Annotated in this window: 17 protein-coding genes; 7 read left to right on the plus strand and 10 right to left on the minus strand. The window is 61.1% G+C overall.

Annotated features, from left to right (window positions below; all coding sequences use genetic code 11):
* Nucleotides 1-119: 119 nt before the first annotated feature.
* Nucleotides 120-1013 (plus strand): PA4780 family RIO1-like protein kinase, encoded by an 894-nt coding sequence (locus tag ACA049_RS03355; RefSeq protein WP_123369234.1) that lies wholly within the window; start codon nt 120-122, stop codon nt 1011-1013.
* Nucleotides 1014-1241: 228 nt separating this feature from the next.
* Nucleotides 1242-2459, plus strand: a complete 1218-nt coding sequence (locus ACA049_RS03360) for an MFS transporter (RefSeq protein ID WP_497333119.1) — start codon at nt 1242-1244, stop codon at nt 2457-2459.
* Here the strand turns inward: ACA049_RS03360 and cueR are convergent.
* The 3 genes from cueR to ACA049_RS03375 form a co-directional block, all read right to left on the minus strand.
* Nucleotides 2413-2826, minus strand: coding sequence for a Cu(I)-responsive transcriptional regulator (cueR, locus tag ACA049_RS03365; protein ID WP_497333121.1), 414 nt, complete (start codon nt 2824-2826; stop codon nt 2413-2415). The genes ACA049_RS03360 and cueR overlap by 47 nt on opposite strands.
* On the minus strand, nt 2823-5216 hold the full coding sequence (locus tag ACA049_RS03370) for a heavy metal translocating P-type ATPase (RefSeq protein ID WP_497333123.1): 2394 nt from the start codon (nt 5214-5216) through the stop codon (nt 2823-2825). The genes cueR and ACA049_RS03370 overlap by 4 nt, the downstream gene beginning before the upstream one ends.
* Nucleotides 5217-5429: 213 nt before the next feature.
* Nucleotides 5430-5813, minus strand: a complete 384-nt coding sequence (locus ACA049_RS03375) for a hypothetical protein (RefSeq protein WP_074873510.1) — start codon at nt 5811-5813, stop codon at nt 5430-5432.
* A gap of 147 nt (nt 5814-5960) precedes the next feature.
* On the opposite strand from ACA049_RS03375, the gene ACA049_RS03380 reads away from it, so the two are divergent.
* Together ACA049_RS03380 and ACA049_RS03385 are read left to right on the plus strand one after the other, a co-directional pair.
* Nucleotides 5961-6158 (plus strand): heavy-metal-associated domain-containing protein, encoded by a 198-nt coding sequence (locus ACA049_RS03380; RefSeq protein ID WP_497333126.1) that lies wholly within the window; start codon nt 5961-5963, stop codon nt 6156-6158.
* A gap of 217 nt (nt 6159-6375) precedes the next feature.
* On the plus strand, nt 6376-7572 hold the full coding sequence (locus tag ACA049_RS03385; RefSeq protein ID WP_497333128.1) for a multidrug effflux MFS transporter: 1197 nt from the start codon (nt 6376-6378) through the stop codon (nt 7570-7572).
* Between the two features lie 8 nt (nt 7573-7580).
* On the opposite strand, the gene ACA049_RS03390 is transcribed toward ACA049_RS03385, so the two are convergent.
* From ACA049_RS03390 to ACA049_RS03400, 3 genes are all read right to left on the minus strand, one after another.
* The gene (locus ACA049_RS03390) at nt 7581-7751 is read right to left on the minus strand and encodes a hypothetical protein (RefSeq protein WP_178082282.1); all 171 of its coding nucleotides are present in this window, start codon (nt 7749-7751) and stop codon (nt 7581-7583) included.
* 218 nt (nt 7752-7969) lie between these two features.
* Nucleotides 7970-8983 (minus strand): zinc-binding alcohol dehydrogenase family protein, encoded by a 1014-nt coding sequence (locus ACA049_RS03395; RefSeq protein ID WP_497333130.1) that lies wholly within the window; start codon nt 8981-8983, stop codon nt 7970-7972.
* A gap of 32 nt (nt 8984-9015) precedes the next feature.
* On the minus strand, nt 9016-9309 hold the full coding sequence (locus ACA049_RS03400) for a putative quinol monooxygenase (RefSeq protein ID WP_497333132.1): 294 nt from the start codon (nt 9307-9309) through the stop codon (nt 9016-9018).
* Nucleotides 9310-9427: 118 nt separating this feature from the next.
* On the opposite strand from ACA049_RS03400, the gene vimR reads away from it, so the two are divergent.
* On the plus strand, nt 9428-10357 hold the full coding sequence (gene vimR, locus ACA049_RS03405) for a transcription regulator VimR (RefSeq protein ID WP_497333134.1): 930 nt from the start codon (nt 9428-9430) through the stop codon (nt 10355-10357).
* Nucleotides 10358-10653: 296 nt separating this feature from the next.
* On the plus strand, nt 10654-11388 hold the full coding sequence (locus ACA049_RS03410; RefSeq protein ID WP_497333136.1) for an ArsR/SmtB family transcription factor: 735 nt from the start codon (nt 10654-10656) through the stop codon (nt 11386-11388).
* Nucleotides 11389-11532: 144 nt separating this feature from the next.
* On the opposite strand, the gene ACA049_RS03415 is transcribed toward ACA049_RS03410, so the two are convergent.
* From ACA049_RS03415 to ACA049_RS03425, 3 genes are all read right to left on the minus strand, one after another.
* Entirely contained in the window at nt 11533-12486 is a 954-nt protein-coding gene (locus ACA049_RS03415) for an adenosine deaminase (RefSeq protein WP_497333138.1), read from the minus strand.
* A gap of 82 nt (nt 12487-12568) precedes the next feature.
* Entirely contained in the window at nt 12569-13534 is a 966-nt protein-coding gene (locus ACA049_RS03420) for a 2-oxoglutarate and iron-dependent oxygenase domain-containing protein (protein WP_497333140.1), read from the minus strand.
* A 142-nt stretch (nt 13535-13676) separates the two neighbouring features.
* On the minus strand, nt 13677-14759 hold the full coding sequence (locus ACA049_RS03425; RefSeq protein WP_497333142.1) for a BMP family ABC transporter substrate-binding protein: 1083 nt from the start codon (nt 14757-14759) through the stop codon (nt 13677-13679).
* A gap of 296 nt (nt 14760-15055) precedes the next feature.
* On the opposite strand from ACA049_RS03425, the gene ACA049_RS03430 reads away from it, so the two are divergent.
* Complete coding sequence (locus ACA049_RS03430; RefSeq protein ID WP_497333144.1) at nt 15056-16144, plus strand: calcium:cation antiporter; 1089 nt, start codon at nt 15056-15058, stop codon at nt 16142-16144.
* A gap of 97 nt (nt 16145-16241) precedes the next feature.
* Here ACA049_RS03430 and ACA049_RS03435 read toward each other — a convergent pair whose 3' ends face one another.
* A complete protein-coding gene (locus ACA049_RS03435; RefSeq protein WP_497333146.1) occupies nt 16242-17600 on the minus strand; it encodes an 8-oxoguanine deaminase in 1359 nt (452 codons plus the stop codon).
* Nucleotides 17601-17787 lie beyond the last annotated feature (187 nt).

The following is a 17787-nucleotide window of genomic DNA, read 5'->3' on the forward strand; positions in this document are numbered from 1 at the left end:
CGGCACATTGTGTGCATCTCGACGTTCATAGGTCGGCAACCCCTCCCCCGAACGAGTGGATTGCCGTATAACGAATGACTTTCGCGTGTTTGGTAATAAAGGACCCACAATAAAAGCTGATGAAGACTCCAAAACGCATTGAACCCCTGATCGAGGACGGTCTGGTCGACGAGGTGCTGCGCCCACTCATGAGTGGTAAAGAAGCAGCTGTTTATGTGGTGCGCTGCGGTAACGAGCTACGTTGCGCGAAGGTCTACAAGGAGGCGAATAAACGCAGTTTCCGCCAGGCGGCCGAGTATCAGGAAGGCCGCAAGGTGCGCAACAGCCGGCAGGCTCGGGCGATGGCCAAAGGCTCGAAATTCGGCAAGAAAGAAACCGAAGACGCCTGGCAGAACGCCGAAGTGGCGGCTTTGTTCCGCCTGGCCGGTGCGGGCGTCCGGGTGCCTCAGCCGTACGACTTCCTTGAAGGCGTGCTGCTGATGGAACTGGTGGCCGACGAGTACGGCGATGCCGCGCCGCGTCTGAACGACGTGGTGCTGGAGCCGGACCAGGCGCGCGAATATCACGCGTTCCTGATTTCGCAGATCGTGCTGATGCTGTGTACCGGTCTGGTGCACGGTGACCTGTCCGAGTTCAACGTACTGTTGACCCCGACCGGCCCTGTGATCATCGACTTGCCGCAAGCGGTTGACGCGGCGGGCAACAACCACGCGTTCAGCATGCTGGAGCGGGATGTGGGCAACATGGCGTCCTACTTCGGCCGGTTTGCGCCAGAGTTGAAAAAGACCAAGTACGCCAAGGAAATGTGGGCGCTGTTCGAAGCCGGCACCTTGCACCCGGCCAGCGTCTTGACCGGCGAGTTCGACGAGCCGGAAGAGTTGGCGGATGTTGGCGGCATCATGCGCGAGATCGAGGCGGCACGCCTGGATGAAGAGCGCAAACAAGCGGTGCGTGCGGCTGATGACGCGCCACCGGGCAAAACCGAAGAGCCGCCTCCGCCATGGATGCAGTGATCGGTTAACGAAAAACCCGGCTTCGGCCGGGTTTTTTGTCAAAACGCTGATCCCCTGTAGGAGCAGTGTGGGAGATGTGTAGGAGCTGTCGAGTGAAACGAGGCTGCGATCTTTTGATCTTGCTTTTTTAAGATCAAGATCAAAAGATCGCAGCCTCGTTTCACTCGACAGCTCCTACAGCTCCTACACAGTTCCTGCAGTGAACATCACCACACTCAAGGACTGAATGTGAACCCCTCCACCCGCAACGCCCAGCTGATCATCGCCGCCCGTCTGGTTTCGGACTTCGGCGCCTTCCTCAACATGGTCGCCCTGGCCACTTACGTCTACCTGCTCAGCAACAGCGCCATGAGCGTCGGCATCTTCCTCGCCAGTCGCGTGGGCGGCGGGGTTTTCGCCAGCCTGATCGGCACGTCGTTCTATCGTCGCTGGGCCGGGCGTGTCCCGTTGATTGCCTTTGATCTGCTGCGCGCCGGGTTGCTGGGCCTGCTGCTGGTGCTGCCGGTCACTCAACAAGCACTGCTTTTACCCGTGATCGCCTTCGGCCTGGGGTTCGGCAACTCAATGTTCGCCATCGGGCTCAACAGCCAGTTACCGCAACTGATCGAAGGCGAGCACCTGCTCAAGACCAACGCCTGGATCACTTCGGCCTCGTCGGCGGCGATGGTCGGCGGAAGTCTGGTGGCAGGACTGCTGGTGGCGGCGTTCGGCTTTGAAACCGTGTTTGCGTTGAACGTGGTCACTTACCTGCTGGCCGCGTTGTTCATCCTGCCGTTGCGGTTTTCCCGACCAGCGCCCAGTACCGAGCCAACCCAGCCGCGAGGTGAGTGGTACGCCCTGCGCCAAGGCCTGCGCGGGACACCCGTGGTGGCTGCGATGCTCGCCGTCACCATGGCCGACACCTTGGGCAGCGCCGCGCACAACGTTGGCTTCCCGATCATTTCCAGACTGCTGACCCCCGAATCCGCCAGCACCACGCTGGGCCTGATGCTGGCCGTCTGGGCTTGCGGAAAGCTCATGGGTGCGCGAATCGCCAGTCGCCTGAAAGGTTCGGACAATGCACATCTGGAGCGACGATTTTTCTTCGGGGTGCTGCTGATGTCTTGCGGCTTCATCCTGATGTTCCAGCAGCAGACCCTCTACGGTTTGCTGCTGTTCTCGTTACCGGCGGGATTGGGCGACGGCTTCTCCGAGGTCGGCCTGATGTCGCGTCTGCAACGTGAACCGGACAGCCTGCGCCTGCCGATCTTCAGCTTGTTGACGTTGCTGCAGATGACCGGGTTCGGCGTCGGCATGTTGATCGCCGCGCCGTTCTATTCGTGGTGGACGCCGGGGGCCGTGGTGCTGCTGTTCCACGGCATTCCCCTGACCACGTTGCTGGTGGTGAAGGTGCTCGCGATCAGGGGCGAACGGGTTGCGCGCAGCAGCCCGACTCCAGGTTCTTGAGGATCGGGCAGTCGGGGCGATGGTCGCCCTGGCAGTGCTCGACCAGGTCCTGCAGGGTGTCGCGCAACTGACCGAGTTCGAGGATCTTCTGGTTCAGTTCGTCGATGTGCTGGCGGGCCAGGGCCTTTACGTCGGCGCTGGCGCGTTGGCGATCCTGCCAGAGGGTCAACAGCTTGCCGACCTCTTCCAGTGAAAACCCCAGGTCCCGGGAGCGTTTGATGAACGCCAGCGTGTGCAGGTCGTCGTCGCCATAAACGCGGTAGCCGCTGTCGGTGCGATGGGCGGCCTTGAGCAAGCCGATGGACTCGTAATAACGGATCATCTTCGCGCTCAGGCCACTGTGCCGCGCTGCTTGGCCGATGTTCATCGATTGTCCTCCAGGTCCTTGGGTTTCCAGGTTTTCAACAGTAGCGCATTGCTCACCACGCTGACGCTCGACAATGCCATCGCCGCGCCGGCCAGCACCGGGTTGAGGAAACCGAACGCGGCCAGCGGAATGCCGATCAGGTTGTAGACGAAGGCCCAGAACAGGTTTTGCCGGATCTTCGCGTAGGTCTTGCGGCTGATTTCCAGCGCGGCAGGCACCAGCCGTGGATCGCCACGCATCAGGGTGATCCCGGACGCGTGCATGGCCACGTCGGTGCCACCGCCCATGGCGATGCCGATGTCGGCGGCCGCCAGGGCCGGGGCGTCGTTGATGCCGTCGCCGACCATTGCCACCACGCCGGTTTTCTTCAGTTCGGCGACGGTGGCGGCTTTGTCCGCCGGCAAGACTTCGGCGTGGACATCGGTGATGCCCAACGCTTCGGCAACCACTTTGGCGCTGCCACGGTTATCGCCGGTCAGCAGGTGGCTGCTGATGTTGCGTGCGCTGAGCTGTTGCACCGCCTGCAGCGCGCCGGGTTTGAGCGTGTCACCGAACGCGAACAAGCCCAGTACGTTTGGCTCGGGGCTTTGTTCGATCAGCCAGGAGAGGGTGCGGCCTTCGGTTTCCCACGCGGTTGCGGAATCGGCCAGTGGCCCTGCGCTCAAACCGCTTTCTTCCAGCAGCCTGCGATTGCCCAAGGCCAAGCGACGACCGTCGAGGTTGCCGGCGATGCCACGACCGGTCAGCGACTGGCTGTCGCTGACATCGGCCACGGGCAAGCCGCGTTCGGTGCAAGCGTCCAGAACCGCCTTCGCCAGCGGGTGTTCACTGCCCCGTTGCAGCGCGCCGGCCATTTGCAGCAGGGCGGCTTCGTCGCCGTTGATGGCACTTAAATGCGCAATACGAGGCGCGCCTGAGGTCAGCGTACCGGTCTTGTCGAACACCACGGCGCTGACTTCATGCGCACGTTCCAGGGCTTCGGCGTCCTTGATCAAAATCCCGTAGCGCGCCGCGACGCCGGTGCCGGCCATGATCGCGGTCGGCGTGGCCAGCCCGAGTGCACAAGGGCAAGCGATGACCAGCACCGCAACGGCGTTGATCAACGCAGTTTCCATCGGCGCGCCGTACAACCACCAGCCGATCAACGTCGCCAACGCGATCAACAGAACAGTGGGCACAAACACCTGACTGACTTTATCCACCAGCTTCTGGATCGGCGCTTTCGCGGCCTGGGCGTCTTCGACCAGACGGATGATCCGCGCCAGCACGGTTTCTGCGCCCAGGGCCTGGGTGCGAACCAGCAGCCGACCTTCGCCATTGATCGCGCCGCCGGTCACTTTGTCACCGGGTTGCTTGGGCACTGGCAGGCTTTCGCCGCTGATCAGCGCCTCGTCGGCGTGGCTCTGGCCTTCGACCACTTCACCGTCCACCGGGAAGCGTTCGCCGGGCTTGACCATGACCAGGTCGTTGAGACGCAAGGCGCTGATGGCGACGTCTTGCTCGCGGCCGTCGATCACCTGAATGGCGCGTTCCGGGCGCAAGGCTTCGAGGGCGCGGATGGCGCTGGCGGTCTGGCGTTTGGCGCGGCTTTCCAGGTATTTGCCCAGCAACACCAAGGCGATCACCACCGCCGAGGCTTCGAAATACAAGTGCGGCATGCGCCCGGCCGCTGTAGCCCATTCATAAAGACTCAAGCCATAGCCGGCGCTGGTGCCCAGAGCGACCAGCAAGTCCATGTTGCCGGCCCCGGCGCGCACGGCTTTCCAGGCCGCGACGTAAAAGCGCGCACCGAAAATGAATTGCACCGGCGTGGCCAGCGCGAATTGCGCCCAGGCCGGAAGCATCCAGTGCACGCCGAACGGTTGCAGCAGCATCGGCAACACCAACGGCAAGGCGAGGGCGATCGCCATTATCAACGCCCAACGCTCGCGATGCAGGCGCTGCTGTTGCTGATCGGTTTGTGGGTGTTCGACTTCCCAAACGCTGGCGTTGTAACCGGCCTTGGTCACCGCGGCGATCAGGGTTTGCGGATCGATGTGTCCGAGCAGTTCCAGATGCGCCCGTTCGTTGGCGAGGTTGACGCTGGCGCTTTTCACCCCGGGCACTTTGGCCAGCGCCCGTTCGACGCGGCCGACGCAGGAAGCGCAGGTCATGCCGTCGATGCTCAATTCCAGACTCTGCTGCGGCACGCTGTAACCGGCCTGCTGCACCGCGTCCATCAACGCCGGCAGGCTGTCGCTGGGCGCCTGGACCCGGGCCTGCTCGGTGGCGAGGTTGACGCTGACGGCTGAGGCGCCGATGACTTTGCTCAAGGCACGCTCGACACGCCCCGCGCAACTGGCGCAGGTCATGCCGGCAATCGGCAGATCGAACGTAATGGATTCGGACATTGGTCACGCTCCCTGTAGAAGATGCCTACAGGATCAACCTTGCCATGCTGGCAAGGTCAAGCGCCATGTCTCAGATCAAAAGATCGCAGCCTCGTTGCACTCGACAGCTCCTACATGGATCGGGCAAACGCGGAATCCGAACCGCATACAACTCCCCTGTAGGAGCTGTCGAGTGCAACGAGGCTGCGATCTTTTGATCTTTTTACCGGCGACTCAATAGTCGAGGGCAGTGGGTTTCAGGTACATCCCTTCCTGCGTCATCGCAATCCGGAACTTCAGCACATCCCCGGCCTTGAGCGTGATGTTCTGGGAGCCCGGTGCGAGCATGCCCGGGTTGCAACCCGGCGCCTGGCCCGGCAACAGTTTGAGGCGCAGGGACACATTGCCCGGCGGCAGGTTGAACGAGGTGCTTTGTTCCTGGAACAGCCGCGCCGACAGTTGGTCCTGGATGTACACGCCGATCTCGCAGGAGGTCGCGACTTCCAGGCGCTCGCGGGAAATGATCAGTACGCCATAGTCCTCCCCGGCGGCTTGAACCGAAGGTGTCGCGGCAAATAGGCTGAGGAAGCCAAACAGGCTGAGAGCTGACCAGCGCATGGCTGAATCTCCTGAAATCGAGTCATTGATGCTCGCAGCTTGGCCGAGCGCGACGCCGATTGCCAGCCCGGCAGATTTCTGCAGAACTTGACCTTGCCATGGTGGCAAGCTCGAGACTGCTCGCAACCTCATAAAAGGAGCCACACCATGCAAGTGTTCAACGTTCAAGGCATGTCCTGCGGTCACTGCGTCAAAGCCATCACCCAGGCGCTGCAAGCCAAGGATCCTGCGGCCAGCGTGCGAATCGATCTGGCGGCCAAAGAAGTCGGGGTTGAAAGCGCGCTGACGGTCGATCAGGTGATTGCAGCGATCACCGAAGAAGGCTACGAAGCGAAACTCGCCTGAGGCCATACACAAATCCCCTGTGGGAGCGGGCTTGCTCGCGAATGTGGTGTGTCAGATACCATTGACGGCGACTGACACTCCGCATTCGCGAGCAAGCCCGCTCCGACAGGGGATTTGTGTTGGTCCAGGGGTTTTTAATAGTTAGCGAGCTATCGGAATGTTCAAGGCTTCAATGCGCGGCTAGACTGTCGGGCTGCCGACCCTAACTGGATGCCTGATGAACTTCCGTACCATTTTGATTCTTGGCGCCCTGAGCGCTTTCGGTCCTTTGGCGATCGATTTCTACTTGCCGGCATTTCCGGCGATGGCGCTCGCGTTCGGCACCGATGAGAAACACGTTCAGCTGACGCTGGCCGCGTATTTCCTGGGCCTGTCCCTCGGTCAACTGGCGTACGGCCCGGTGGCGGATCGCTTCGGGCGACGAATTCCCTTGCTGACAGGCGTCGGTTTGTTCACCGCGGCTTCTCTGGCCTGCGCGTTTGCGCCGAATCTGGAATGGCTGATCGGTGCGCGGTTCATTCAGGCCCTCGGTGGTTGCGCAGGGATGGTGATTGCCCGTGCGGTGGTCAGCGATAAATGCGATGCGGTGGGGTCGGCGAAAGTCTTTTCGCAGCTGATGCTGGTGATGGGCCTGGCGCCGATTCTCGCGCCAATGCTGGGTGGACTGCTGGTCAACACCACGGGCTGGCAGTCGATCTTCCTGGTGCTGACTGGGTTCAGTGCCCTGGCGGGGTTGGCCGTGGCGATCGGCTTGCCGGAAAGTCTGCCGGCCCATGTGCCGCGCCAGCCGTTGTCGGGCGCGTTGCGTCAGTACGGACGGCTGTTGGCGGACCCGATCTACCTCGGCCACGCCTTGACCGGCGGTATCGCCATTGCCGGGATGTTTGCCTACATCGCCGGTTCACCCTTCGTCTTCATCAAACTCTACGGCGTACCGGCCGAGCATTTCGGCTGGCTGTTCGGGACCAACGCGGCGGGGTTCATTCTGGTGGCGCAGGTTAACGCGCGACTGCTGGCCAAGCGTGGCCCGGCGTTCCTGCTGGTACGTACCGTGTGGATCTACCTGGGTGCCGGCCTGACGCTGCTCGCCGTCAGTGCGTTGCACACCGAACAGTTGTGGCCGCTGCTGATTCCGCTGTTTATCTGCATCGCCAGCCTTGGCTGCATCCTCCCCAACGCCTCGGCCTGCGCCATGAACGGGCAGGGCGCCCGCGCCGGCAGTGCGTCGGCGATGCTCGGTTGCCTGCAATTCAGTGTTGCCGCTGGAGCGGCAGCGTTGGTCGGCGTTTTACACGATGGCAGCGCCGTGCCGATGGCAATAGTCATCAGCCTGTGCGGAATTCTGGTGGTGAGCGCGGCGATGCTCACCCGGCGATTGCAAAATGCCCGGGCATTGGCGCAAGCCCAGGTCTGAGGACGGACTCAGCCAGCGGCGCGCTGCTGGCGGTCGGGAAATTGATGGGGCGCGAGCAATCGCGCTTCAAGGGTTCTGGTGAAGGCGAGTGCTTCTGCTTCGCTGCGGAACGTTACCGCATGCTGGTCCAGACGGACCTGCCACTGGGATTTAGCCACTTCTTTAATCAGGATCTTCATTGCTGAACTCTCCTCTCTTAAAAGATGTTGCGTAAAAGATTGCATCGCAGAGGTGTCGATTGTAGACCTGAATACGATCGCAATTGTGACAACGGTCAACCTTCGGACTGACGGCAAAAGATCGCAGCCTCGTTGCACTCGACAGCTACTACATTGGGTTTTGCATTCCCCTGTAGGAGCTGTCGAGTGAAACGAGGCTGCGATCTCTTGATCTTTCTTTAAAACCCTTCGAGCACAATCTTGCCCTTGGACTTGCCGCTTTCCAGCAGCTCATGGGCACGACGCAGGTTGGCCGCGTTAATGGTCCCGAAGTGCTCGCCGACCGTGGTTTTCAGCGTCCCGGCGTCAATCAGCCCGGCCACGCGGTTGAGCAGTTTGTGTTGCTCGATCATGTCCGCGGTTTCGAACAGCGAGCGGGTGTACATGAATTCCCAGTGCAGCGACAGGCTCTTGCGCTTGAGCTTGGTCACGTCCAGCGCTTTCGGATCATCGATCAACGCCAGTTTGCCCTGTGGTGCCAACGCCTCGACCAGTTGATCCAGATGCTGATCGGTCTGAGTCAGGCTGGCGACGTGGGTCACTTGGTCCACACCGGCACGTTTGAGCTCTTCGCTTAGCGGCTGGCTGTGATCGATCACCAGATCGGCGCCCAATTCGCGGACCCAGCTCTGGGTTTGCGGGCGGGAAGCGGTGCCGATGACCTTCAGCCCCGTGAGCTGGCTGGCCAGTTGCGTGAGGATCGACCCCACACCGCCCGCCGCGCCGACGATCAGCAGGCTCTGGCCTTCATCGGTTTTACCTTCGCGCACTTGCAGGCGTTCGAAGAGCAATTCCCAGGCGGTGATGGCGGTCAGCGGCAGCGCGGCGGCTTCGGCGAAACCGAGGGTCTTCGGCATATGGCCGACGATGCGTTCGTCCACTACGTGCAATTCGCTATTGCCCCCCGCACGGGCGATGGAGCCCGCGTAAAACACCTTGTCGCCCGCCTTGAACAGCGTGACTTCGCTGCCGACAGCCTTGACCACACCGGCCACGTCCCAACCCAGCACTTTCGCCGCGCCGCCTTCCGGCTGGACGTTCTGGCGGACCTTGGTGTCGACCGGGTTCACCGAGATGGCTTTGACTTCCACCAGCAGATCACGCGGACCGGCTACCGGTTCTGGCAGTTCGATGTCTTGCAGGGCATTGGCGTCGCTGATCGGCAACGAGGCGTAGTAGGCGATGGCTTTCATGTAGGGCTCCTGAACAGTAATGGAAGAAAGGATCAAGCCACGGTGCGCAGGCGCTTGAGTTCGAAGTGCTCGAGAAAATCGCCGGCCTTGGCGCGGAAGTTCTGGACATGAGCGCTGGCGTCATGGGCTTGCAGGGCTTCGTCGCTGCTCCAGTGTTCGATCATGTAGAAGGCCAGCGGATTGGCCAGGTCCTGGTGCAGGTCGTATTGGCCGCAACCGGCCTCGGCGCGGGTCGGTTCCACCAGCGCACTCAGGTGCTGTTCGAGGGCGTCTTGCTGGCCGGCTTTGGCGATCAGGGTGGCAATGGCGGTGAAAGGTTGGGACATGCTCGACTCCGGAAGCGGGATGATTTCGATGGGACAGATGATTGGCTATTTCTCTGCAAGATAAAACCCGCTAAAAGAGCAGTCTCTTTCAATATTTTTTTGATAATCGGGGCTGGAAATGCTGCGTTTCGATGACTTGCAGTTGTTTGTCCGAGCCGCAGACCTGGGAAGTCTGTCGGCCGCGGCGCGGGTGATGGACATGTCGGCGGCGGTGGCCAGTGCGGCGTTGAAGCGCATCGAACAGCAACTCGGCGCGCGTTTGCTGGCGCGCTCCACCCGCAGTTTGCGTCTGACCGCCGAAGGAGAAGGCTTCCTGGAATATGCCCGGGCCGCCCTGAGCAACCTCGATGAAGGCCGTCGTTTGCTGGCCAGCGGTCAGGATCAGGTCAGCGGGATCTTGCAGTTGTCGGCGCCGTCGGACTTTGGCCGCAACTTGTTATTACCGTGGCTCGATGAGTTCCAGCGTGAACACCCCAAGCTGACGGTGCGCCTGTTGCTGGGTGATCGCATCGCCGACCTGTTCCGCCAACCGGTGGACATTGCCCTGCGTTACGGCGAGCCGGAAGACTCAAGCCTGGTGGCGCTGCCCATCGCTCCGCAAAACCGCCGTGTACTCTGCGCCGCACCGAGTTACCTGGCCAGGCATGGCGAGCCGCGGCATCTGGAGCAATTGGCGCAGCACAACTGTTTATTGTTCATGCTCGGCAGCCGGGTCCATGACCACTGGAGCTTCCACGACGGCAAACGCGAAGTCGGCCTGACCGTCAGCGGCGATCGCTTCAGTGACGATGCCGATGTCGTGCGGCTGTGGGCAGTGGCGGGGGCGGGGATTGCTTATAAGTCCTGGCTCGATGTCGCTGCCGATGTGCTCGCTGGCCGATTGAAAGTGCTGATGCCGGAGCTGCTGTGTGAGCGCGCACCGCTGAATTTGCTGTGCGCCCATCGCGCACAATTGAGTAAGCCGGTGAACCTTTTGCGGGAAATGCTTGCCAGCCGATGCGCTCATTTAGGCAGTCAATTTCCGACGATATCGGGCATCGATCATTAGTCGCAGGCAAATAGCGAAATTTCTGTCAGGAACTATCACCACCCACGCTTTCCCAAGGGCAGGAACCGACGGTTAACCCGCTTATACTAGCGCCCGCCTCATGTACGCTCCGTCGATCTCGCGATGGCGATGGCCTCAGGGTCAATCACCAGACCTTCGCCACACCTGCGAAGCAATGGCATGGGTGAGTGGGGCTTTGCCCGACTTATGGCGGTTTCCGCGTCTTGGCCGACGACACATTACTGGTCAAGATGTCTCTGAGCAGCAGACGAAACGATTCAACAGGGAGTGAATACATGGAACATGCACCTTGCATCAGCCAGATCGCCACGTTGCTGGCTGACCCCAAGCGCAGCGCAATGATGTGGGCCTTGATGGACGGCTCGGCGCGGCAGACCGAAGAGCTGGCGCTATTGGCCGGCCTGTCACCGTCTTCGGCCAGTGCACACCTGGGGCGTTTGTCCGCCGGAGGTCTGTTGAAAGTCGAAATCCGTGGGCGCAAACGCTTTTTCCGCCTGGCCGCGCCTGAAGTCGGCGCGGCAATCGAAGCACTGGCCAGCGCGACGCTGGCCAGTACCCCGCAGCCAGTCCCGGACATTTTCAAACGCACCCGTCCCATCGCCAAACCTCAGACGGCGCCTTCATCGTTGTTGCGGGCCCGACTGTGCGATGACCACTTGGGAGGCACCCTGGCCGCAGATCTTTACCAGCGGTTGCTGGATGCCGGCTGGATCGAGCAGTTCGAACAGCGGGTCATGATCACCCACAAGGGTTCCACGCAACTGGCCTCACGCGGGGTGTTCATCCAGGCCCTGGCCCATCGCAACAGTCGAGTGGCCTGCGCCTGTCCGGACTGGAGCGAAAGACGCCCGCACATGGGCGGCTCATTGGGCGCAGCGTTGTTGCAATTGTTCATGCAGTCCGGCTGGCTGAGCCTGCCCAACGATTCGCGAGCCTTGCAGATCACGGCCGCGGGGCAGCGGGAGATCCATCGTTTCGCCAAGGAAACCGAGCTGGAAATGGCGCTTTAGCGCCTACCGAGCTGACCGAAGCAACCCCAATCTAACTGTGGGAGCGGGCTTGCTCGCGAAAGCGGTGTGTCATACAACATTAATGTCGACTGACACTACGCCTTCGCTAGCAAGCCCGCTCCCACAAGGGTTATGCGGTGTTGCTTATGGTTTTACCAACCGTGCATCCAGGCTGTTCTGCGCCAAACGCTTGGCCTGATCCTGGGTCATGCCCAGATCGGTGTACAACGCGTGGAAGTTCTCGGTCACATACCCGCCAAAGTACGCCGGGTCATCCGAGTTCACGGTCACTTTCACGCCACGCTCAAGCATGTCCAGAATGTTGTGCTGCGACATGTGGTCGAACACGCAGAGCTTGGTGTTCGACAACGGGCACACCGTCAGCGGGATCTGCTCGTCGATGATCCGCTGCATCAGGCGCTCGTCTTCGATGGCGCGCACGCCGTGGTCGATGCGCTGGATTTTCAGCAGGTCGAGGGCTTCCCAAATGTACTCGGGCGGGCCTTCTTCACCCGCGTGGGCGACGGTGAGGAAACCTTCATGACGGGCACGGTCGAACACGCGCTGGAACTTGCTCGGCGGGTGACCCATTTCCGAACTGTCCAGGCCCACGGCCACAAACGCCTCGCGGAACGGCAGCGCCTGGTCGAGGGTTTTCTGGGCTTCTTCTTCGCTCAAGTGACGCAGGAAACTCAGGATCAGGCCGCTAGTGATGCCCAGTTGCTGCTCGCCATCCTTGAGCGCCGCCGCGATGCCGTTGAGCACCACTTCGAACGGGATGCCACGGTCGGTGTGGGTTTGCGGGTCGAAGAACGGTTCGGTGTGAATCACGTTCTGCGCCTTGCAACGCAACAGGTAGGCCCAGGTCAGGTCGTAGAAATCCTGCGAGGTGCGCAACACGTCCGCGCCCTGGTAATACAGGTCGAGGAACTCTTGCAGGTTGTTGAAGGCGTACGCCTTGCGCAGGGTGTCGACATCGCTCCACGGCAGGGCGATCTTGTTGCGTTCGGCCAGGGCGAACAGCAACTCGGGCTCCAGCGAGCCCTCGAGGTGCAAGTGCAGTTCTGCCTTGGGCAGGGCGTTCAGCCAGTCGTACATAGTCTTTTCTCATCAGGTGCAGATGGCGAGCATTCTACAGATGCCCGTAGAAACAATTAGCAAAACCTGACCAGGCGGTTCATCACACGGCAGTCTGTTCCCGTCGATAGGCGTAGGTATCGGCGAAGCGCGAGAGCAGGAATTCGGCGCAGGTGGTGGCCGGGTACTTCGCCGGATGCGATGCGTCCTGGCAACCGGGCAAGCATTCAATCGGCGTATCGGGGTGCGGTTCGGCGAAGAACGGCATCGAATAGCGATCGACGCCCAGCGGGCTGATTACCCGATGCGGCGTCGACAGGTAACGGTCGTTGCTCCAGCGCGCCATCATGTCGCCGAGGTTGACCACGAACGTGCCTTCGATCGGCGGCGCGTCGATCCATTCGCCTTTGACGTTGCGCACTTGCAGGCCACCAGCAGCATCCTGGTACAGCAGGGTGATGCAACCGTAATCGGTGTGGGCGCCGGCGCCTTGCTGCTCTTCGGAACTGGCGGTGTGGCGTGGTGGGTAGTGAATCATCCGCAGGACGCTGACCGGCTCATGGAAACGCGTGTCGAAGAAGTCGCGCTCGATGTTCAGCGCCATGGTCATGGCACGCAGCAGGGTTTGGGCGAGCGCCTGCATGTCGATGTAGTGTTGCTCCATCAGCGCTTCCCAACCGGGCATCGACGGATGGCGGTTGGGACCGCGCAACGGTTTTTCCGCCAGCACCTCAGGATGGTCGGCCGGCAGGTGCAGGCCCATGTCGAAGGTTTCTTTCAGGTCGCTGGGTTTGCTCGGGTCGAGTTGCTCGGTGGCGATGGCGCCGTAGCCGCGATGGTGGCGGGTCTGGGTGATGTCGATCTTGAGTTTTTCGGCGGTGGGCTGGGCGAAGAAACGTTGGGCGTGGTTGAGCACGGCTTCAATGCGCGACGGACTGATCGGGTGACCCTTGATGTAGAAAAAGCCCCATTCGCGGCAGGCCTGGTCGATCTCTACGGCAACGGATTTCCAGGCGTGCTGGTCTTCGCTGTAGAGCGCAGTGATGTCGATAATCGGGAGTTGGTTCATGCGCAATTCTCAAGAACGCTGAAAATTTATTGTGGGAGCGGGCTTGCTCGCGAAGGGGCTACCACATTCAACATTTCTATTGACTGACACACCGCTTTCGCGAGCAAGCCCGCTCCCACAGGGTTTTGTGTTCGGCGCGGAGTTACTTCGGAATGTCGGCCTTCATGCCTTCAACGTAGTAGTTCATCGACGCCAGTTCCGCATTGCTCGCCGTCGCCCCCGCCGCAATTTTCTCGGTGCCGGCCTGATCCTTGATCGGCCCGGTGAACGGGTGGAAGGCGCCGCTCTTGATGTCTGCGATGATTTGCTCGGCTTCGGTTTTCACTGCCGCTGGCACCAGATCGCTGATCGGCAGTTCAACCGTGCCTTCCTTCAAGCCGCCCCAGTAATCCTGCGATTTCCACGCGTGGTCGAGCACGCTTTGAGTCGCCTGTATGTAATGCGGGGCCCAGTCGTTGACGATCGACGTCAGCACCGCTTTCGGCCCGAAGTGCGCCATGTCCGAAGCGTAGCCCACGGCATACACGCCGCGTCGTTCAGCTGCCTGAATCGGCGCCGGGCTGTCGGTGTGCTGGAACACCACGTCGACGCCCTGATCGATCAGCGCGTTGGCGGCGTCGGCTTCCTTGCCCGGATCGAACCACGAGTTGACCCACACCACCTTGATCTCGGTGCCGGGATTGTATTTGTTCAGGGCCAGCTGAATCGCGTTGATGTCGCGGATCACTTCCGGAATCGGGAAGGACGCGACGTAACCGATCTTTTTGGTCTTGGTCATCTTCGCCGCGAGGAAACCGCCGACGTAGCGACCTTCATAGGTACGCGCCAGGTAGGTACCGAGGTTCTTGTCCTGCTTGTAGCCGGTGGCGTGTTCGAAGGTCACCTTGGGAAACTGCTTGGCGACTTTCAGGGTCGGGTTCATGTAGCCGAAGGACGTGGTGAAGATCAGGTCGTAGTTGTCCTTGGCCATGTTGCGGATCACCCGCTCGGCATCCGCCCCTTCGGCGACGTTTTCCACGTAATTGGTGGTGATCTGGGTGCCGAACTTCTCGGCCAGCGCCTTGCGCCCCTGTTCATGCTGATACGTCCAGCCGTGGTCACCGATCGGGCCGATGTAGACGAAACCGACTTTCAGCGGGTCGGCGGCAGTGGCGGTCAGGCTCGCGCTCAGACCGATGGCCGCGGCAACGGCGCAAAGCAGCTTCTTCAACGGACGTTTATGCATGAATTCGAACTCCATGTTGTTGTGAGGTTGGCAGGGGCAATGCAAATTGCTGACCAACAGGACAACAAACAGATCGAGACCGTGTAACGGCCTTCGCGAGCAAGCCCGCTCCCACAGGAGAACGCGATCCAATGTGGGAGCGGGCTTGCTCGCGAAGGGGCCCGCAAGGCCAATAAAAGTGCATGCCCCCAACCTGCTGCCATCCACTGGTGCGCTAAGGTGTAACGAAACGTTAGCGCCGCCCCGCAGTCAGTAGCTCATCACTCTGTTCGCTTCATTCGGTAAAAAGGCCCGCAATGCTCACACTCCTCAAGCAAGAAAAGTTTCTGCTGCTGGCCCTGATCGCCGCCGTCGTCGCCTATCCACTGGAACACTGGATGCTGCACAGCGGCCAGCCCGTCGCGCTGACCGCTGGCCTGGTGCTGATCGCCTTCATCGTCGCCGCCTCCATGCGCGTCGCCCATCACGCCGAACTGCTCGCCGAAAAAGTCGGTGACCCGTACGGCACGATGATCCTGACCCTGGCCGCGGTGCTGGTGGAAGTGGTGATCCTGGCGATCATGATGAGCAACGAAGCCTCGCCCACACTGGTGCGCGACACGATTTATTCCGCAGTGATGCTCGACATCAACGGCATTCTCGGCCTGGCCGCGTTGATGGGCGGCATCAAGCATGGCGAACAGTCTTACAACGACGACTCGGCCCGCAGTTACAGCGTGATGATCCTCACCGCCATGGGCGTTTCCATGGTGGTGCCGGAGTTCATTCCCGAGGCTAACTGGAAGCTGTATTCGGCGTTCACGATTGGCGCGATGGTCGTGCTCTACACCTTGTTCCTGCGTATGCAGGTCGGGCCACACAGTTATTTCTTCAGCTACAGCTACCCGGAAAAACGCCGCAAAAAAGTCCCGGATGAGGCACCTGAACCGGTCAATCTGACGCTGAGTATCGGCACGTTGGTGTTCGGCGTTGTGGTGATCGGCGCCTTGGCCGAAGTGATGTCCAAGACCCTCGACCTGGGCCTGGAAGGCACGGGGGCGCCGCCGGTGATTACGGCGATCCTGGTGGCAGCCATTTCCGCCGCGCCGGAGATTCTGACGGCATTGCGCGCGGCCCTGGCCAATCGCATGCAATCGGTGGTCAACATCGCCATGGGCGCGTCACTGTCGACGGTGATCCTGACGGTGCCGGTGATGGAAGCGATGGCGCTCTACACCGGCCAGCCGTTCCAGATGGCGATGACCCCGGTGCAGACGGTGATGATCTTCCTGACGCTGATCGTCAGCGCGATCAACCTCAACGACGGCGAAACCAATGCCATCGAAGGCATGACGCATTTTGTGCTGTTTGCGACGTTCATCATGTTGTCGCTGTTGGGCCTTTAAAAGCTTCGCGGGCAAGCCTCGCTCCTACAGGTTTTTCATCAGTCATGAGAATGACACCGTACCTGTAGGAGCGAGGCTTGCCCGCGAAGGCGTCCTATCAAACGCCGGCGATGAGTTGTCGTGCGGCCTGGCTGTGATCAGCAATCAGTCCTTTGAGGTCCAGCCCCTCTACCTGCCCATCAATCACTCGCCACTTGCCACCAATCATCACCCGATCCGCCCGGTCCGCCCCACACAGCAGCAACGCCGATACCGGATCATGGCTGCCGGAGAAGCGCAGCTCATCGAGTTTGAACAACGCCAGGTCCGCCTGCTTGCCCACCGCCAGCTCACCGATATCGGTACGCCCGAGCAAACTGGCCGAGCCCTTGGTCGCCCAACCCAGCACCAGTTCCGGCGTGATCTTTTCTGCGCCATAACGCAGCCGTTGAATGTAAAGCGCCTGACGTGTTTCCAGCATCATGTTCGACGCATCGTTGGACGCCGACCCATCCACGCCCAGGCCCAGCAACGCACCTGCTGCGGTCAGGTCCAGCGTCGGGCAAATGCCGGAGGCCAGGCGCATGTTTGAACTCGGGCAATGGCAAATCCCGGTGCCCGCAGCACCGAGGCGGGCGATTTCATCCGGGTTGAAGTGGATGCCGTGGGCCAGCCAGGTACGCGGGCCGAGCCAGCCGACGCTGTCCAGATAGTCCACAGTGCGCAGGCCGAAGCGTTGCAGGCAGAAATCTTCTTCGTCGAGGGTTTCGGCCAGGTGCGTGTGCAGGCGCACGTCGAGTTTGTTCGCCAGTTCAGCGCTGGCGGACATGATTTCCGGCGTCACCGAAAACGGCGAGCACGGCGCCAGGGCGATCTGGATTTGCGCCCCCTCGCCACGCTCGTGGTATTCGGCGATCAAGCGCTGACTGTCGGCGAGGATCACTTCGCCTTCCTGGACGGTTTGCTGCGGTGGCAGGCCGCCGTCTTTCTCGCCAAGGCTCATGGAGCCGCGGGTCAGCATGGCGCGCATGCCCAGTTCGCGGACGCTCTCGACTTGCACGTCGATCGCGTTTTCCAGGCCTTCCGGAAACAGGTAATGGTGATCGGCCGCGGTGGTGCAGCCGGACAGCAGCAATTCGGCCAGCGCAACTTTGGTGGCGAGGGCGAGTTTTTCAGGGGTGAGGCGTGCCCAGACCGGGTAGAGGGTTTTCAGCCACGGGAACAACGGCTGATTGACCACCGGCGCCCAGGCGCGGGTGAGGGTTTGATAGAAGTGGTGATGGGTATTGATCAGTCCCGGCAGGATCACATGCTCGCGGGCATCGAAGACCTGTCCACAAGGCGCGGACGGCTGCTGACCGGCAGCGAGTACTTCGACGATTACGCCGTCTTGCACGACCAGACCGCCACGGGCATCGAGGCTGTTGGCAGTGAAAATGGCGAGGGGATTTTTTAACCAGGTACGGGTCGCAGGCATGTTGGCCGGCTCCTCTGAAAGTGGGGTTCAGGTTAGCCAGCTCAGTGATTACCCTGTCTGCTGATCCAGGGTCGCCGCGGGGGCGAGGTGGGGAGTTTCAAACAAAACCGCCTGGCGGGCAAGCCCGGCCCGACCAGACGGTACAAATCCTAATATGGAATGAGCCTTTGTGGGAGCGGGCTTGCTC

The organism is Pseudomonas sp. LBUM1662, from assembly GCF_059695915.1.

What these genes read in the sequence shown, in the direction of transcription:
- cueR (WP_497333121.1), bottom strand. Translation starts at nt 2,826, where the DNA reads ATGAACATCGGCCAAGCAGCGCGGCACAGTGGCCTGAGCGCGAAGATG.
- vimR (WP_497333134.1), top strand. Translation starts at nt 9,428, where the DNA reads ATGCTGCGTTTCGATGACTTGCAGTTGTTTGTCCGAGCCGCAGACCTG.
- ACA049_RS03370 (WP_497333123.1), bottom strand. Translation starts at nt 5,216, where the DNA reads ATGTCCGAATCCATTACGTTCGATCTGCCGATTGCCGGCATGACCTGC.
- ACA049_RS03400 (WP_497333132.1), bottom strand. Translation starts at nt 9,309, where the DNA reads ATGTCCCAACCTTTCACCGCCATTGCCACCCTGATCGCCAAAGCCGGC.
- ACA049_RS03415 (WP_497333138.1), bottom strand. Translation starts at nt 12,486, where the DNA reads ATGTACGACTGGCTGAACGCCCTGCCCAAGGCAGAACTGCACTTGCAC.
- ACA049_RS03385 (WP_497333128.1), top strand. Translation starts at nt 6,376, where the DNA reads ATGAACTTCCGTACCATTTTGATTCTTGGCGCCCTGAGCGCTTTCGGT.
- ACA049_RS03375 (WP_074873510.1), bottom strand. Translation starts at nt 5,813, where the DNA reads ATGCGCTGGTCAGCTCTCAGCCTGTTTGGCTTCCTCAGCCTATTTGCC.
- ACA049_RS03395 (WP_497333130.1), bottom strand. Translation starts at nt 8,983, where the DNA reads ATGAAAGCCATCGCCTACTACGCCTCGTTGCCGATCAGCGACGCCAAT.
- ACA049_RS03430 (WP_497333144.1), top strand. Translation starts at nt 15,056, where the DNA reads ATGCTCACACTCCTCAAGCAAGAAAAGTTTCTGCTGCTGGCCCTGATC.
- ACA049_RS03420 (WP_497333140.1), bottom strand. Translation starts at nt 13,534, where the DNA reads ATGAACCAACTCCCGATTATCGACATCACTGCGCTCTACAGCGAAGAC.
- ACA049_RS03355 (WP_123369234.1), top strand. Translation starts at nt 120, where the DNA reads ATGAAGACTCCAAAACGCATTGAACCCCTGATCGAGGACGGTCTGGTC.
- ACA049_RS03390 (WP_178082282.1), bottom strand. Translation starts at nt 7,751, where the DNA reads ATGAAGATCCTGATTAAAGAAGTGGCTAAATCCCAGTGGCAGGTCCGT.
- ACA049_RS03425 (WP_497333142.1), bottom strand. Translation starts at nt 14,759, where the DNA reads ATGCATAAACGTCCGTTGAAGAAGCTGCTTTGCGCCGTTGCCGCGGCC.
- ACA049_RS03435 (WP_497333146.1), bottom strand. Translation starts at nt 17,600, where the DNA reads ATGCCTGCGACCCGTACCTGGTTAAAAAATCCCCTCGCCATTTTCACT.
- ACA049_RS03380 (WP_497333126.1), top strand. Translation starts at nt 5,961, where the DNA reads ATGCAAGTGTTCAACGTTCAAGGCATGTCCTGCGGTCACTGCGTCAAA.
- ACA049_RS03410 (WP_497333136.1), top strand. Translation starts at nt 10,654, where the DNA reads ATGGAACATGCACCTTGCATCAGCCAGATCGCCACGTTGCTGGCTGAC.